A 14,391-nucleotide genomic window follows, 5' to 3' on the forward strand; every position below is an offset into this window, starting at 1 on the left:
TGAATCAGGCGACGATTGTGTTCGTCGAGGCGGGGCCTTTATCCAATGCGCCAGCAACGGCGTCGTCGACGCGCTCGAGCCATATGAATTCCAGCCGATCGCGGGCGTCTTGCGGAATATCGTCGAAGTCGCGCCGGTTTCGTGCCGGTAGCATAACGCGCGTAATTCCGGCGGCCGCCGCGGCAACGACTTTTTCCTTGATGCCGCCGACAGGCAAGACGAGTCCCCGCAGCGAGATTTCTCCCGTCATCGCGGTGTCGTTTCTGATCGTGCGATTTGTGAGGAGCGAGACGAGTGCCATGAACATCGCGACGCCGGCGCTTGGGCCGTCCTTGGGCGTCGCGCCGGCCGGGACGTGCACATGGATCTCGCTCTTCTCAAAAACGGCGGGATCGATACCGAGGGATTCGGCGCGATTCTTCACCAGTGTCATTGCGGCTTGAGCGCTCTCGCGCATCACGTCGCCGAGCTGGCCGGTGAGGATCAAGCCGCCTTTCCCTGGCGACCTGCTTGCCTCGATGAATAGGATATCGCCTCCGACCGGCGTCCATGCGAGGCCCGTCGCGACACCGGGTACGCTGGTTCGCATCGCGACTTCATTTTCGAAGTGCGGTGCGCCGAGTATATCCGGGAGGCTGGCCGAAGTGATGTCGACGTGGGCGTTGCTGTCTTCGGCGATCCTGACGGCGGCGTTTCTGAATACCTTGCCGACTTCACGTTCGAGTCCGCGCACGCCCGCTTCGCGCGTATAGCCGTGAATGATGGCGGCCAAAGCCGCGTCGTCGATCGTGACCTGGCCGGGCTTCAATCCGTTCGCTTCGAGCTGACGATTGACGAGATAGCGGCGGGCGATCTGCAGCTTCTCGCTTTCGGTGTAGCCGGCAAGGCTGATGATCTCCATGCGGTCGCGCAACGGTCCCGGTATGGTGTCGAGCATGTTCGCCGTTGCGATGAAAACGACGCGGCTCAGATCGAAGGGGACGCCGAGATAGTTGTCACGGAAGGTGCTGTTCTGTTCGGGATCGAGCACTTCGAGCATCGCAGCCGATGGGTCGCCTTGGATGCCGCGGCCCATCTTGTCGATTTCGTCGAGCATCATCACGCAATTGCGGGCGCCGGCCCTCTTGATGCCCTGAATGATGATGCCCGGCAGCGCTCCGACGTACGTGCGGCGATGGCCGCGGATCTCCGCTTCGTCGTGTACGCCGCCGAGGCTGACGCGCACGAACGGGCGTTGCATTGCGCGCGCAATCGACTGGCCTAGGGATGTTTTGCCGACGCCCGGGGGACCGACGAAGCAGAGGATCGGCGCTTTGCCTTGCGGCGCGAGCTTGCGAACCGCGAGGTATTCGATGATGCGCGTCTTGATCTTGTCGAGCCCGAAATGGTCTTCATCTAGAATCCGGCGCGCTTCGGCGATATCGATCGGTTTTTCTTCTGGTAATGTCCAAGGCAGTTCGATCAGCCAGTCGAGATAGGTGCGGATCATGCCGGTCTCGGCCGCAGCCTCGGGCAGTCTTTGATAGCGCGCGAGTTCCTTGCGCGCATGCTGCTCGACGTCGGCCGGCATCTGCGCTTTCGCAATGGCTTCGCTGAGTTCGGCTACTTCCTGCGATTTGCCATCGCCCTCGCCGAGTTGACGCTGGATGGTCGCCATTTGCTCACGCAGGACGGCTTCGCGCTGACGGTCGTCGAACGCGGCTTTCGTCTGACGACCAATCTCCTGGGCAATTCGCATCACCTCGATGCGCTCGGCGAGCAAGGTCGAGACGCGCTCGATGCGCGTCGAGAGATCAACCGTTTCGAGAATTGCCTGTTTGTCTTCGGGCGTGATGTCCATGTAACCGGCGGCCATGTCGGCGAGGGCCGCGGGTGTCGCCGTATTCTCAATGGCCGTCACCAATTCGGGAGGCGATTGCGGAAGGAGCTGCACCGCCTCGAGTGCCTGGCTTTTGAGATTGCGAAAGCGTGCTTCGATTTCGGTCGATTTCGTGTCCGGCTCCGGAATATGGACGACCCGCGCGACCAAAAACGGTGTGGCGGGAAGAAATTCCTCGACGCGAATTCGCTGGACGCCTTGGACAACGAGATGGTGGTTTCCATCCGGCGTCGCGAGATAGCGAACGATATTGGCAAGCGTGCCGATGCGATAAATATCGTCGGGTCCCGGATCGTTGTTATCGGCATCGCGCTGCAGAAACAGTCCGATCTGGCGCTCTTCCCGCACAGCTTGCTGGACGGCGGCGATCGACTTATCGCGGCCGATGGAGAGCGGAAGAATGAGGCCCGGAAAGAGGACCACTTTGCGGACCGGCAGGACGATCAGGGCGTCTGACGGCAGGGCGATATTTGGAGTGCCGTTTCCTGTCCGGGGGGCGGTATTGTCGCTCGTGCCGGAGGAGTTCGAGTCACCGAGTATCATTGAAATTACCTCAGCCTGCTTTGGTCAGCGAGAATACCAAACAGCCATTCGATACGAATTGACGGACACCGTACCGGCCGGCCGGCAATTGCACGCGACGCTCGAAGCGGCCTTGCGGAAGTTCGAGGCGATGGATCACGGCGTTGCGAAGCTGTGGCGGGACAACGCGGCGGCCCGATACAATGAGAATGCCGTCCTCGATCGAGGCTTCGACCATTTCCGGATCAACGCCCGGAAGAGCGACAAAGACCAGAATTTCCCTCTCCGTCTCCAGCACGTCGATCGGAGGTTCCCAAGCAGGCTCGTTCCTGGCTCCGGATCGCTGCAGAGAAAATATCTGCCGGTGCATGCGTTCCGCGCGCGTCAACGTTTCCACGGCTTCGGCCAACATCCAGGTCATCGGATCTCTGTTTGACATGAATACTCTTTCGCTTGCGGATTGATCCGTCGAGAAAGGTGCTCCGTGAGGAGACTACCGCCATAAGATCGATCTGTCGCCAAGGAGGGCGTTCGATCGTCGTCAATGCTCCCGTGTCTCTTTGGGGAAGGGTGTCGATCCGGCCGGGTCCCTTGAATGCAACGTCCCGTCAGGTGATTATTTTTTAGTTTACTGGACGCGCGGCGGTTCCATGTGATCGTCTTTGAAGAACCTGCGTGCGAGGGCCAGAATCTCACCGTCAGTCGGATGATCGGCTGTTTCCACCCCTCGTATTTTTGATTTAAGCGCGGGGGCGCGACGGTCGATATGGTTTAACAGAACGAGCTTTTCGGTGGCCGGACCAAGGACAAGTATCGCTCCGGCGTCCGCCAACGCGTCCGTTACGCGTTGCAAAAAGTCCGGATCTTCGGGCGCGTGGCCGCTGCCGATGGTATTCGCTTTGTGGTGGATATGGCGCGTCGGATCTTTCGGGCGGACTACGATTTCGTTTGCGTCCGATATGCTGAAATAAAAGATTCGGGCCTCGTGGTGGTCGATCCAGACGACGGCGTGAAAATGATGCTCTGACATGAGATCTCCGTAAGAATGAGCTCGGGCCTCGTTACGTCGCTTGCCCCCAGCCAAAGTTCCTCAGGGAGCCTGTTCTTCAGGGATCGTCTTCGCCTTCTTCACCGTCTTTACTGTCTTTTTGGAGCTCGCCTTTGTCGCGCTTGGCTTGGCGCCGACAGGCTTCGTCACGGCCTTTTTGTTCTTGGCGGTCGAGGCCTTTTTGCCGGCATTTTTTGGGGGCGCTGGCGACTCCGCTTCGCGGAGCCGGCCGCCAGCGCCGGGACTTGCTGTTTTCTTCGTGTTCTTAACGCTCTTGTCTGCTTTTTTACCCGGCTTAACTGGCGTCGCTTTGTGGGCGGCCTTTGTCTTTGTCGAAACCTTCTTCGCGTTGGCTGGACCTGTAGCGATTTTCGCCTTCGCGATCTTCTGCTTCTTCAGTGCGTTCTTCTTACTTACGTCCTTGGGGTCGTCCGCGGCTTTGGAGTTTGCGTTGTCGGCAACGTTCTTGGCTGAGCTTTTGCCGCCCTTGGCGGCATTGTGCCGTTCGACATCTGCCTTGGTGATTTCCCCTTCCTGCACGAGCGCGACGAGGCAAGGGGTCGATAAGCCGTCGCCGACCTTCCGCATACACTGGCGAAGCTCTTCCGTGCCGACCGAGTACTGACTGCAGTGCTGATAGTAATCGTTTCTGCAGGCCTGTCTGACGCTGTCGCTCACTGCATAGGCATGAGCGCTCGACAGAACGGAAAAACCAAAGACGGCTGCCGCGAAAATGCAGCTTCTTTCAGGGCGCCGGCTTCGAAAAATTGCGCCGCTGCTTCCCGGTACAATACGTTTTCGCAATCTAATAAACCCAGGTCGGATCCAAATACACACGCGGACAATAATGACTGCGCAGACGACCGCAACCCGGCCGCTATTTGGCCTCTAGAACATGGTTATCAATAAAGTGGTTGCAAGGTTCGGAGATTGCTTGCAGGAAAGGCCCGTTACGTCGCCGGCGGCATATGTGCAACAAGGTGCTCTATTTGCTTGAAATCCGGGCCGCGTAACTCAATGTCGTGGCATTGGCGGACGCGTGTTTACAATAAGGGGTGGGCCGCTCAGGTCCGAACAGCAGCGATGAAGACGATAAAAATAGTTCAAACAATTGTAATTTCCACAGCAGCGCTGACGTTGTTCGGCACGCAGGGCTTTGCCTATTCCCGGAAGGTCAAGGACGCGTGTTCCTCCGACTACAGCAGCCTCTGTGGAAAGTACAAGCAGGGAAGTTCTGAGCTGCGCAGATGTTTCGAGAGCAATCGCAGGGTGCTTTCGAGAGACTGCATCGAGGCACTGGTCGATGCCGGCCAAGTGCCCGCGCGATATCTCAGACAGCGGTAGTCGCATACTCGTTTCGGATCTGAGCGCGAGATGGCCGAGCCGCGACACGCATATCGTATGATGAGCGATTGACCGCAACGGCTGAAGCCCGCAGGAGTCCTTCTTGCGCCGCGAGGCCGTGATATCCACTTTCTCCGTGCGCCGGCAATCAGGCGCGAGGGAGAGAGTGATGAAATATTTTCCGGCCGCTACGGTCTTTTTGATGCTTTCGGCCTGGAGCGCCAGCGCGGACGACATCGCCTGCGTGAGCACGACATTTCGAATCTTCGGCGCCAACGATAAAGTCTGCGTGAGCGGCTTCGATGATCCCAAGGTGCCGGGTGTCGCGTGCCATATCAGTCAGGCGCGAACGGGCGGTCTCAAAGGGACGTTCGGCTTGGCTGAAGATCCTTCGATGTTTTCCATTGCGTGCCGGCAGGTCGGACCGATCAGCGCCGATATTTCCAAACTTCCCGATGAAGACGAAGTTTATTCGGCGAGCACGTCGCTTTTCTTCAAGCACACTCACGTATTCCGAACGGTGGACAGGAAGCGTAACACGCTTGTTTATGTGGCAATCAGCGACCGGTTAATCGAAGGCTCACCCTATAACGCTATTTCGACTGTTCCCGTCATGCCGTGGGGCGCGCACTAGCTGCGGCCGGGAGCTTTGGAACCTGAGGGGCCGAGCACGGGTTTTTCCCAGGCGGCGAACCCTGGAGGACGCGATGGCCATTACTCCCGAGAAGATTGAAGGGCAGTCGAACCGTGCCGGCTCGCTGCGCTTCCGGTTTCCGTGGCTTCTCGCCCTTGGCGTCCTCGCCGGGATCATCGCAATGGGTTACAGCTTCCACAGCGACCGGAGCCTGTCGGTGCGCACAGGCGTGTTGTCTGGAACGGATGCCGACAACGACGTCATTCCGAGTCTCTCACCCCGCAATTAGCTAACAGACAAAGATCGTTTCGGAACCAATCCGCCGACGTGGTTCGACGCCGAGAGACCCGCCGCGAAGATACAGGCGCACTGCTTTCTCGAGCAGACGATTGACGTCGCTGTACGCATTTCCGATCGAGAGAATGCAGGTGGCCAACCGCTCTATTTCGCCGGGACGAGAGCCATCGAGGCGAAGTTCTTTTGCTGCGCGCTCGAGAACCAAAGTCATACGCTCGAGGGCTTCGGGCTGGTAGGTGTGAGACGAGTCCATCGGTGCCTCCGAATGTTCTCCCCCACGCACGACGTTTAGCACATGCACGTATAGAATCGAAGCGGGGGCGGCATCGGACAGAAGCAATGCTCAAAGCATATGCCGATCAGCCGAGGTTGAAGGGATGGCTGTGTTTACCGTGAGAAAGTGCCGGCGATATGGCGGCGTTTATTGCGTTCCTGTCGCACGTGACAACAGGTGCAGGCCTTGCTCGCTCAATGCGATTTCGGTGCGTTGCGTGCGCGGATTTCGTTCGATCACGGTCAAAAGATCGAGATCGCCTGAGAGCGCCGTGATCTCGCGAAGTGCAAGGGCGTGGGCGATGCCGAATTTTCGGGAAAAAGTCCTGGTGTCGTTCGCAACGCCGAAATGCAGTGCGGCGAGTATCGCGGCACCCAGCGGCGATAGCGCTGCCTCTTCAGCTCTCAAGGCCGCGACGGCCTCGAGAATTATTTCTTCCGTGATTTCGTCTTTAGGGTCGGCGCTCATGCAGCCTTAGCTTGCTCGCAGAGGCGGAACGACACCAGCACTGATTTCGATGTCGGCGTATCGCTCTCGGCGCCGGCGATCGACAGAGGGACGAGAACGTTCAGCTCAGGATAATAACCGGCGACGGAGCCGCGCGGGAGTTCATATGGAACGACGCGGAAGCTCTCGGCGATCCGCTCGACGCCGTCGTCGTGCCTGCCGATGATATCGACGCGATCGCCGGCTTCGGCACCGATTTCTGCGAGGTCCATCGGATTGACGAATACGACGCGGCGTTCTCCGTAGACGCCGCGGTAGCGATCATCGAGGCCATAGACGGTCGTATTATATTGATCGTGCGAGCGAAACGTCTGAAGCACGAATGTGCCTTGTTCGGCCATAGCGAGTTCGTGCTCGGTCTGGTCGGGAAGCTCCGAGTTGGAGAAGGTCGCCTTCTGCGACGGGGTATGCCAGATGCGCTCGGCGGCGCCGTTGGGCAGGCGGAAACCGCGCGGGCGGCGGACACGTTCGTTGAAATCGTGGAAGCCCGGAATGGTGCGCGCGATCAAATCGCGGATGCGGTCGTAGTGATGCGCAAGGCTCTTCCAATCAACTGTCGCCGATCCGACTGTCGCGTCCGCGATGCCGGCGATGATGCCGATTTCGGAGCGAAGCTCCGGGGAAGCCGGCCGGTTTATGCCGCCTGATCCGTGCACCATGCTCATCGAGTCTTCGACGGTTACGATTTGCGCGACGCCGTCGGCATTGCGATCGATTTCTGTGCGCCCGAGGCAAGGAAGGATATAGCTGACCTTACCCGGAAGCAGATGCGAATGATTGAGCTTCGTCGCAATATTGACGGTGAGCTTCTGGTTCATCAACGCTTTGGCGATCAACGGGCTGTCGGGTGTCGCGCGGGCGAAATTGCCGCCGAGCGCGATGAAAGCTTGCGCTGATCCATCGAGCATTGCGCCGATTGCCGCCAAGACGTTGTGGCCGTTGCGGCGTGGCATCGGAACGCCGAGTTCCTTTTCGAGCGCATCGAGGAATTGGCGCGGCGGCTTCTCGTTGATCCCGACCGTGCGATCGCCCTGAACGTTGGAGTGTCCCCGCACCGGACATAGCCCCGTGCCGGGCCGGCCTATATTGCCGCGGAGGAACATGAAGTTCGCGATTTCGCGGATGGTTGCCACCGAGTGGCGATGCTGCGTGGCGCCCATCGCCCAAGTGCAGATCGTTTTGTTCGATCCGATGTAGATTTGTGCGAGTTCTTCGAGCTGCGCTCGCGACAGGCCGGATTGATTTTCGATCTGGTCCCACGTCGTTGCGTCGACGCTTGCCCTATAGAATTCGAATCCCGACGTGTGCTGCTTCAGGAAGTTGTGGTCGAGGACAGACGGGCGTCCGGCCGCGAGGGCTGCGTCATCGGCAGCGAATATGGCCTTAGACATGCCGCGCACTGCAGCCATGTCGCCGCCGACGCGGACTTGAAAGTATTCGCTGGCGATCGGCGTCGAGCCGCCGGTGATCATTTCCAGCTTGTCCTGGGGGTCGGCGAAGCGTTCGAGGCCTTTTTCACGAACGGGATTGAAGACGGCGATGCGGGCACCACGGAGCGCCGCACGGCGGAGATCGCCGAGCATGCGCGGGTGGTTCGTGCCGGGGTTCTGGCCGATGACGAAGATCGCGTCAGCCTTCTCGAAATCCTCGAGTAGGACCGTGCCTTTGCCGATGCCGACGGCTTGGTCGAGTGCGACGCCGCTCGCCTCGTGGCACATGTTCGAGCAGTCGGGAAAATTGTTCGTGCCGTAGAGGCGAACGAAGAGCTGATAGATGAAGGCGGCTTCGTTCGACGCGCGGCCAGAGGTGTAGAATTCGGCGCGGTCGGGGCTGTCGAGGCTATTCAGGACGCCGGCGATTTCACCGAAGGCTTCGTCCCAGCCAGCTTGTACGTAACGGTCGCTTGCAGCGTCGTAGCGCATTGGGTGGGTCAAGCGGCCTTCGCGCTCGAGGTCGTAATCCGTCCAGGTGCGAAGCTCGCTGACCGTGTGCTTCTTGAAGAAGTCAGGCTTGACGCGTTTGTCCGTCGATTCCCAGGCGACGGCTTTCACGCCGTTTTCGCAGAATTCGAAAGATGAACCGTGCTCCGGGTCGCCCCAGGCGCAGCCCGGGCAGTCAAAGCCATCCGGCTGATTGGCTTTCAGCATCGTCACGGCGCCGGAAAGCGGTGCGCCGCTTGCGAGCAGTTTCTTTCCGCAGCTTTTCAGCGCGCCCCAGCCACCGGCTGCTTTCGACTTCTTGCCAATAAATTCAGGTTTGCCCATCGCGCCTTCACCCACGTTTGCCATCCCGGCTCTCGTTGTGCATGTGCGAAATGATGGGTGTCCGCAACGCACGGGCAAGGAATAACCGTTATGCGGAAACGGAATATCGCAATATTTTTCAGTATTTTATGCCGCGACAAACGTGGGGGGCCCCTCAGTGCCTCAAAAGGCCGCTCTGCCGGTGACGCGCTCGTCCAAGTCTTCCATCGAGGCGAGGAGGCTCGCCGGGAGATCGCGTCCGCGCGGGATTGCGACGATCTCGAGGGGTTCGCTGACGCCGCGAATGTCCACCTTTGACAGTAGATCGGGAGCCGGTGTCCACCCGGCGAGCCTTGCGACCTCGCGAGATATTACGACCTGGGCACCCTTGTCCTTGGCGACGGCTTCGAGGCGGCTCGCTACGTTCACGGCACTGCCGATCACGGTCATATCGACGTTCGGGCCGTAGCCAATGCGCCCCATCAATAGCGGACCGGCTTCAATGCCGATGCCGACGCGAAGGGGTCGGCCGAATTCGGCTTCCATCTTGGCGTTGATGTGGTCCAGTGCGAGATCGATGTCTCGCGCGGCCCTGAGCGCCTGACGGCAGCCGATTTCTATCCCATGCTTTTCGCCGAACACTGCGAGCAAGCCGTCGCCGATAAACTTATCGATCCAGCCGTCGTGGACTGCGATGGCGCTGCCGGCCGCGGCGAAGACTTCGTTCAGCATGAAGACGATGTCGTGAGGCATTTTCTTTTGTGAGAGCCGCGTGAAGTCGCGCAAGTCGAGAACGAAAGCGGCGAGTGGCTTCTCAATGCCCTCGGAACCGCGCTCCGCTTCGTCGACATCCGCGGGGCTTGCAGTGGACGGTCTGAGCAACCTTGTGACCGTCATCGGGCCGCGCGGTCTCACTTGGCAGGCGAGGCGCACATTCTGAGGCGCACCGATACTTGCGAGCGTGACGGCTTCGGGAAACGTCGCCGGAGGGATGGCGTCGATGCCTTCCTCGACCCTGACCCGGCATGTCGAACAGCGGGCGCGGCCGCCGCAAACGGACGCGTGGGGGATGCCGTTCATTCGGCTGATTTCGAGCAGCGTCGGTCCGAATGTGCAGTTCGCGGAACCAGCTCCGACATAGTTGATTATGAAGTGCGGCCAGTAGCGGCGTTGAATGGAAGGCCAGACGAGAAGACCGAGAGCAGCCGTCAGCATCGCCGCGAAGACAAGGCGCACGATCAGGCGCATGGCAGCCAGCCGGTCGGCGTTGTCGGGGCTCGGCCAGTGAGAAAGCTGCTTCACCTCGTCGAACGTTTTCGGATCGGCGATCATCTGTGCGACGGCGCGGCCGCCGACCATGAAGCCACCGAGCGCTGCAATTGGAATGACGATCGCGATCAACAACAGAAGCGGCTGGAATTTCCGGTAGGGCGCGTAAAGGCGCAGCCAGAAATGAATTCCCATGCAGCCGTGAATCCAGACGAGCAGCAGAAGCGTGCTTTGCAGCACGGCACTGTCTGGCCAGAGCCGTGCGAGTTCGTAGAGGTATGTATCGTTCACTCCGAAGACGTCGCGTGCAAAGCGTGTGTTGACGATGTGCGGCAGAAGCAGAAACGGTATGGCGAGACCTAGGGCAAGCTGGATGAATTCCCACGCCGGCAGGCGCAGTGTTGCGCGGTCGGAAAGCTTGTCGAGCGCGAGGACGATGTGCGTGACGAGCGCGGCTGCGAGGATGATCGTGCCCGGCCACGAGCGCGTTACGATCCAGCGCCATTGCTGGACTTCGTACATCGCTTGCAGATCGAATAGCGCGAGGGCGTGATTGAGGAAGTGGGTCGTTGCGAAGGCAAAAAGGATCAGCCCTGAAATGAGGCGGAGCCTTTGTCTCCAGTCTCCTCGCAGAAGGACCTGCATGGCGTCTCCGGTGAAGGGATTCCCCGCATCGCCGTGCTATTTCTCTTGGCGTTGGTCAAGCCAATTGTGCGCCGAAAAGATCTTCTTCGCGAGATATTATGTGGTGTGCTGCTCTAATGCGCCGCCAAAGGACGAACGGACAAGGCGAGAGGGCGAAATTTACCGCCGTGTTCGCGTTCGAGCCGATCAGAAGATAAAGTCCGTGTTGATGAAGTTGCTGTCGTGGTCTCGGACGATCTTGTTCAAGATGCGCTTTGAATCGTCCGTCTGCTTCGCGGCAACCATGGAGCGGATCGAGAACGATCTCAATGCGTCTGTCACAGAGAGCGTTCCTTCAGCCGAATCCTTGCGTCCCGTGAACGGGAAGACATCAGGTCCGCGCTGGCATTGGCAATTGACGTTCACGCGGCAGACCTGATTGACGAGCGGATCCACAAGCTTGCCGATGGTTTCGGGATTTTCGCTGAAGATCGACACCTGCTGACCGTGCTCGGACGTGATGACGTATTCGAGCGCCGTTTCCACGTCGTCGAAAGACATGACGGGCACGATGGGGCCGAACTGCTCTTCGCGATAGAGAAGCATGTCTTCCTTGACGGGGTAGACGACGGCTGGCGCAAAGAGCGTTCCGCATACTGTTCCGCCGCCTTTGTTGAGAACGCGCGCGCCTTTCGATTTTGCGTCTTCGACGAGTCGCGTCATGTGCCGAACTTTGGAAAGGTCGGGAAGCGGGGTTATGACCACGCCCTTTTCCCAAGGCATTCCGATCTTCAGCTTCTCGACTTCCGCGACGAGGCGTTTGACGAAGCTATCGACGATATCGCGATGGACGATCAACATCTTGAGGGCCGTGCAACGCTGTCCGTTGAAGGAGAGCGCACCCGTCACGCATTCCTTCACGGCGAGGTTCATGTCGGCGTCAGGAAGCACGATTGCGGCGTTCTTCGCATCGAGGCCGAGGATAGCACGAAGGCGGTTCACCTTCGGATGCATCTTCTTCAGGTGGTCCGCAACCTTGCTCGAGCCGATCAATGTGAGGACGTTGATCTTTCCGGATTCGAGCAGCGCGGGGACGATCTCCTCGCCCTTGCCGTAAACGGTGTTGATCACGCCTGGCGGAAAGGCCTTCTTGAAGGCCTGGAGCAGGGGGTTGAACAGAAGCACGCCGTATGTCGGCGGTTTGAAGACGACGGTGTTGCCCATGATCATAGCAGGGATGAGCGTCGCGAAGGTTTCATTCACCGGATAGTTATAGGGGCCCATGCAAAGCACGACGCCGAGCGGCGTTCGGCGGATTTGGCCGATCGTGCCTTCGACCACCAGAAAGCGTGAGTTGGCGTTGTCGAGTTCCTTCAGTGCCTCGATGGTCGCCTTGATGTAGTCGATGGTACGGTCGAACTCCTTTTCGGAATCGACGCGGCTCTTGCCGATCTCCCACATGATGAGTTCCACAATGGTGGCTCGGCTCTCAATCATCAGCTGCGTGAATTCCAGCATGCAGGCGATACGCTCGGAGACTGCCATCGTCGGCCATTCGCCCCGGCCGTCGTCGTAGGCTTCGACGGCTGCATCTAGTGCTTCCATCGCCTCCGGAATTCCCGCTGTCGGATAGCTTCCCAGCGGGATCTGTTCGAGAGTCCCATCCGGTTTGCGGGCGCAGATCGCGGAGCGGACGGGAATGGTCTCGCCCGTCCAGCGCTTGAGCGCGCCGTCGACGAGCATATCGCGCTGATCGATGGGAGGCGGCGGAGAATGGGCTTTGAGGTTTGCAGCTTCGGGAAAGAGCGCTCGCAATTGGTCCGTGGTGACCATGTGCAGCCGATGCCTCCGATCGCTAGACGACGAGATCTATGGCGAGAAACGCGGAAGCTCTTGCTTAGCGCTTGCTTCCGGGCCCCACGACACTGAACCTCGCTGCGGGGCGATCGTTCCGCCCGTTGCCTTTCAAGCCCGAAAGCTCTGCCAATCATCCGGCCAGGTTCTAGCGATCCGGGCTTACGTCGCGTTTTTCCAGTTTTCGGGTAGACGACCGCGTCAGGGGAAAGCCTGGTAGAGCCAGGTTTCGCTCAGCGCTTCTCCCTTCTTCCCAAGGAAAACGCGGAGATCGGCGGGCTGGCCGTCGAGGTCACCCAAGTCGAACATCATGCGCCAGCGCTTGGTGCCGACAACGGGAAACGCTTCGACGCCGGTGATCGTGCCGCGGGATGTCGTGACGATCGTCTCCAGACCGCCGTAGCGAACCTCGTCCTCCAAGGTCTTGCCTTCAACGTCGATCATGAATTTCCGCGCGCCCGGCTTGGTATGGCGGAGGTCGAGGTCGCGGCCGCCGAGACCGGCAAGGCCGACGCGCGTCGCGACGATGCGGGCGACGTCGCCGGTCGGCGGTGAGTCCAGTCCCCAATACAACCGATACCGCGCGTTGATGACCGATCCGGCCACGATCGGTTGCTCGGGATTCCAGAAGGCGACAATGTTATCTTCGGTTTCATTCGGTGTCGGCAACTGCACCAGTTTGATGGCGCCCTTGCCCCAGCCAGACAACGGTTCGACCCACATGCTCGGCCGCCTGTCATAGAACAGGCTGTCGTCCTGATAGTTCTCGAAGTTGCGGTCGCGCTGTATCAGCCCGTAACCCTTGGGATTGTCGTCGATGAAGCTGTTGGTGACGATGCGGGGCGGATTGGAAAGCGGCCGCCAGATGCGTTCGCCGCGGCCGGTCCACATCGCCAGGCCGTCGCAATCGTGAACCTCCGGGCGCCAGTCGCCGCGGAAGTGCCCGGAGTTTTCGCCGTACCAGAACATACCGGTCAGCGGCGCAATGCCGAGCAAACGAACGGGGGCGCGGAAATAAAGTTCGCACTCGATGTCCTGGATCGCGCCGCCCTGGCCGCCTTCGATGCGCCGGCTGTCCATTCGGTAGGCGCCCGTCACGCTCTTGCTCTCAAGCAGGGCGTAGATGGTCATGCCGCTGCCGTTCGGCTCCAGCCAGAAGTTCGTGAAGCGCGGGAATTCTTCGGGCTCGCCGGTGTTAATGGCTAGCCCTCGCGCCGATCCGCCATACTGGTCGTAGGGGTCGGAGGCGCGAAAATAGGAAGCGCCGAGATAGGCGAGCCAATCGCTCGCGCCGCCACGGCTCATCAACCGAAAACCGGCAAAGCCCGCCGACTTCAATTTTCTGAGCGGATGATCCGCCGGCATGTTGAAGTAGTCGGGATTGTAAACCACCTCGCGGGCCGAGCCATTCTCGAGCACGTAGATGCCTACCGGCTCTGCGTAGAACCGCCCTTGAGGGAAGAGGCGCACGGTCTGGGCGCCCGGCACGTCCCGCCAAAGCTCCATTTCCGGCTTGTAGACAGCCTGGGCGAACGTATCGAAGGTCATACCCCGAAGCGGATCGTCCGGCTGCGGCGCGGGGGCGTAGGGGGTTTGCGATAAAGTTTTCGCTCTTGCCTTCAGGTCATCGAAAGAAAACGGTTGCGGCGATCCGAGGGTGGCGGCCCCTATCGGTGCATCGCTCATTGCGGAACTGCTCCATCCCACCGCGGCACTGGTTAAAGCGCCAGCCAAGACGTGTCGACGGTCAAGCATGAAGGGCATGTTATTCCGGTGTGACCAGAGGTGGGTGGGAAATAACGGTGATGCGTCGCCTATATCTGCTAGGAAAGAGGATATTTCAACTAGGCGCGCCAGAAGCCGTCCGGTGAGGTCATACAGTTCGGCCGGCTGGTC

General features: G+C 59.7%; 12 protein-coding genes. 2 read left to right on the plus strand and 10 right to left on the minus strand.

Translation table 11 applies throughout. The features are described 5' to 3' along the window. Window positions 1–4: 4 nt before the first annotated feature. The 4 genes from lon to AACL53_RS00850 all read right to left on the minus strand — a co-directional run bounded on the left by lon (window position 5) and on the right by AACL53_RS00850 (window position 4,127). Window positions 5–2,422, minus strand: coding sequence for an endopeptidase La (gene lon / locus AACL53_RS00835; protein ID WP_339081508.1), 2,418 nt, complete (start codon window positions 2,420–2,422; stop codon window positions 5–7). 10 nt (window positions 2,423–2,432) lie between these two features. Continuing rightward, window positions 2,433–2,840: an Hsp20/alpha crystallin family protein gene (locus AACL53_RS00840; protein ID WP_092862951.1), complete on the minus strand. Its 408-nt coding sequence runs from the start codon at window positions 2,838–2,840 to the stop codon at window positions 2,433–2,435. 189 nt (window positions 2,841–3,029) lie between these two features. Next, window positions 3,030–3,431, minus strand: a complete 402-nt coding sequence (locus AACL53_RS00845; RefSeq protein WP_339081511.1) for a translational machinery protein — start codon at window positions 3,429–3,431, stop codon at window positions 3,030–3,032. Between the two features lie 60 nt (window positions 3,432–3,491). Continuing rightward, the gene (locus AACL53_RS00850; RefSeq protein ID WP_339081513.1) at window positions 3,492–4,127 is read right to left on the minus strand and encodes a hypothetical protein; all 636 of its coding nucleotides are present in this window, start codon (window positions 4,125–4,127) and stop codon (window positions 3,492–3,494) included. An 835-nt stretch (window positions 4,128–4,962) separates the two neighbouring features. Here AACL53_RS00850 and AACL53_RS00855 point away from each other — a divergent pair. Both AACL53_RS00855 and AACL53_RS00860 read left to right on the plus strand, forming a co-directional pair. Further along, window positions 4,963–5,427 (plus strand): CreA family protein, encoded by a 465-nt coding sequence (locus tag AACL53_RS00855; protein ID WP_339081515.1) that lies wholly within the window; start codon window positions 4,963–4,965, stop codon window positions 5,425–5,427. A gap of 73 nt (window positions 5,428–5,500) precedes the next feature. Next, on the plus strand, window positions 5,501–5,716 hold the full coding sequence (locus tag AACL53_RS00860; protein ID WP_339081517.1) for a hypothetical protein: 216 nt from the start codon (window positions 5,501–5,503) through the stop codon (window positions 5,714–5,716). On the opposite strand, the gene AACL53_RS00865 is transcribed toward AACL53_RS00860, so the two are convergent. The 6 genes from AACL53_RS00865 to AACL53_RS00890 all read right to left on the minus strand — a co-directional run bounded on the left by AACL53_RS00865 (window position 5,717) and on the right by AACL53_RS00890 (window position 14,181). Continuing rightward, the gene (locus AACL53_RS00865; protein WP_339081519.1) at window positions 5,717–5,977 is read right to left on the minus strand and encodes a hypothetical protein; all 261 of its coding nucleotides are present in this window, start codon (window positions 5,975–5,977) and stop codon (window positions 5,717–5,719) included. 168 nt (window positions 5,978–6,145) lie between these two features. Then, complete coding sequence (locus AACL53_RS00870) at window positions 6,146–6,466, minus strand: hypothetical protein (RefSeq protein WP_339081521.1); 321 nt, start codon at window positions 6,464–6,466, stop codon at window positions 6,146–6,148. Next, window positions 6,463–8,769, minus strand: a complete 2,307-nt coding sequence (locus AACL53_RS00875; RefSeq protein ID WP_339086848.1) for an FdhF/YdeP family oxidoreductase — start codon at window positions 8,767–8,769, stop codon at window positions 6,463–6,465. Before AACL53_RS00875 ends, AACL53_RS00870 begins: the two co-directional genes overlap by 4 nt. A gap of 162 nt (window positions 8,770–8,931) precedes the next feature. Then, window positions 8,932–10,662, minus strand: coding sequence for an adenylate/guanylate cyclase domain-containing protein (locus tag AACL53_RS00880; RefSeq protein ID WP_339081523.1), 1,731 nt, complete (start codon window positions 10,660–10,662; stop codon window positions 8,932–8,934). 186 nt (window positions 10,663–10,848) lie between these two features. Next, window positions 10,849–12,474: an NADP-dependent glyceraldehyde-3-phosphate dehydrogenase gene (locus tag AACL53_RS00885; protein WP_339081525.1), complete on the minus strand. Its 1,626-nt coding sequence runs from the start codon at window positions 12,472–12,474 to the stop codon at window positions 10,849–10,851. A gap of 222 nt (window positions 12,475–12,696) precedes the next feature. Beyond that, window positions 12,697–14,181 carry a glucan biosynthesis protein gene (locus AACL53_RS00890; RefSeq protein WP_339081527.1) on the minus strand — a complete coding sequence of 495 codons (1,485 nt, stop codon included), beginning with the start codon at window positions 14,179–14,181 and terminating at the stop codon, window positions 12,697–12,699. Between the last annotated feature and the right edge of the window lie 210 nt (window positions 14,182–14,391).

This window comes from Hyphomicrobium sp. ghe19 (assembly GCF_902712875.1).
Lineage (GTDB): Bacteria > Pseudomonadota > Alphaproteobacteria > Rhizobiales > Hyphomicrobiaceae > Hyphomicrobium_B.

Coding starts and splice junctions, on each gene's coding strand:
- lon (WP_339081508.1), bottom strand. CDS start 2,422: ATGATACTCGGTGACTCGAACTCCTCCGGCACGAGCGACAATACCGCC.
- AACL53_RS00840 (WP_092862951.1), bottom strand. CDS start 2,840: ATGTCAAACAGAGATCCGATGACCTGGATGTTGGCCGAAGCCGTGGAA.
- AACL53_RS00845 (WP_339081511.1), bottom strand. CDS start 3,431: ATGTCAGAGCATCATTTTCACGCCGTCGTCTGGATCGACCACCACGAG.
- AACL53_RS00855 (WP_339081515.1), top strand. CDS start 4,963: ATGAAATATTTTCCGGCCGCTACGGTCTTTTTGATGCTTTCGGCCTGG.
- AACL53_RS00860 (WP_339081517.1), top strand. CDS start 5,501: ATGGCCATTACTCCCGAGAAGATTGAAGGGCAGTCGAACCGTGCCGGC.
- AACL53_RS00865 (WP_339081519.1), bottom strand. CDS start 5,977: ATGGACTCGTCTCACACCTACCAGCCCGAAGCCCTCGAGCGTATGACT.
- AACL53_RS00870 (WP_339081521.1), bottom strand. CDS start 6,466: ATGAGCGCCGACCCTAAAGACGAAATCACGGAAGAAATAATTCTCGAG.
- AACL53_RS00875 (WP_339086848.1), bottom strand. CDS start 8,769: ATGGGCAAACCTGAATTTATTGGCAAGAAGTCGAAAGCAGCCGGTGGC.
- AACL53_RS00880 (WP_339081523.1), bottom strand. CDS start 10,662: ATGCAGGTCCTTCTGCGAGGAGACTGGAGACAAAGGCTCCGCCTCATT.
- AACL53_RS00885 (WP_339081525.1), bottom strand. CDS start 12,474: ATGGTCACCACGGACCAATTGCGAGCGCTCTTTCCCGAAGCTGCAAAC.
- AACL53_RS00890 (WP_339081527.1), bottom strand. CDS start 14,181: ATGAGCGATGCACCGATAGGGGCCGCCACCCTCGGATCGCCGCAACCG.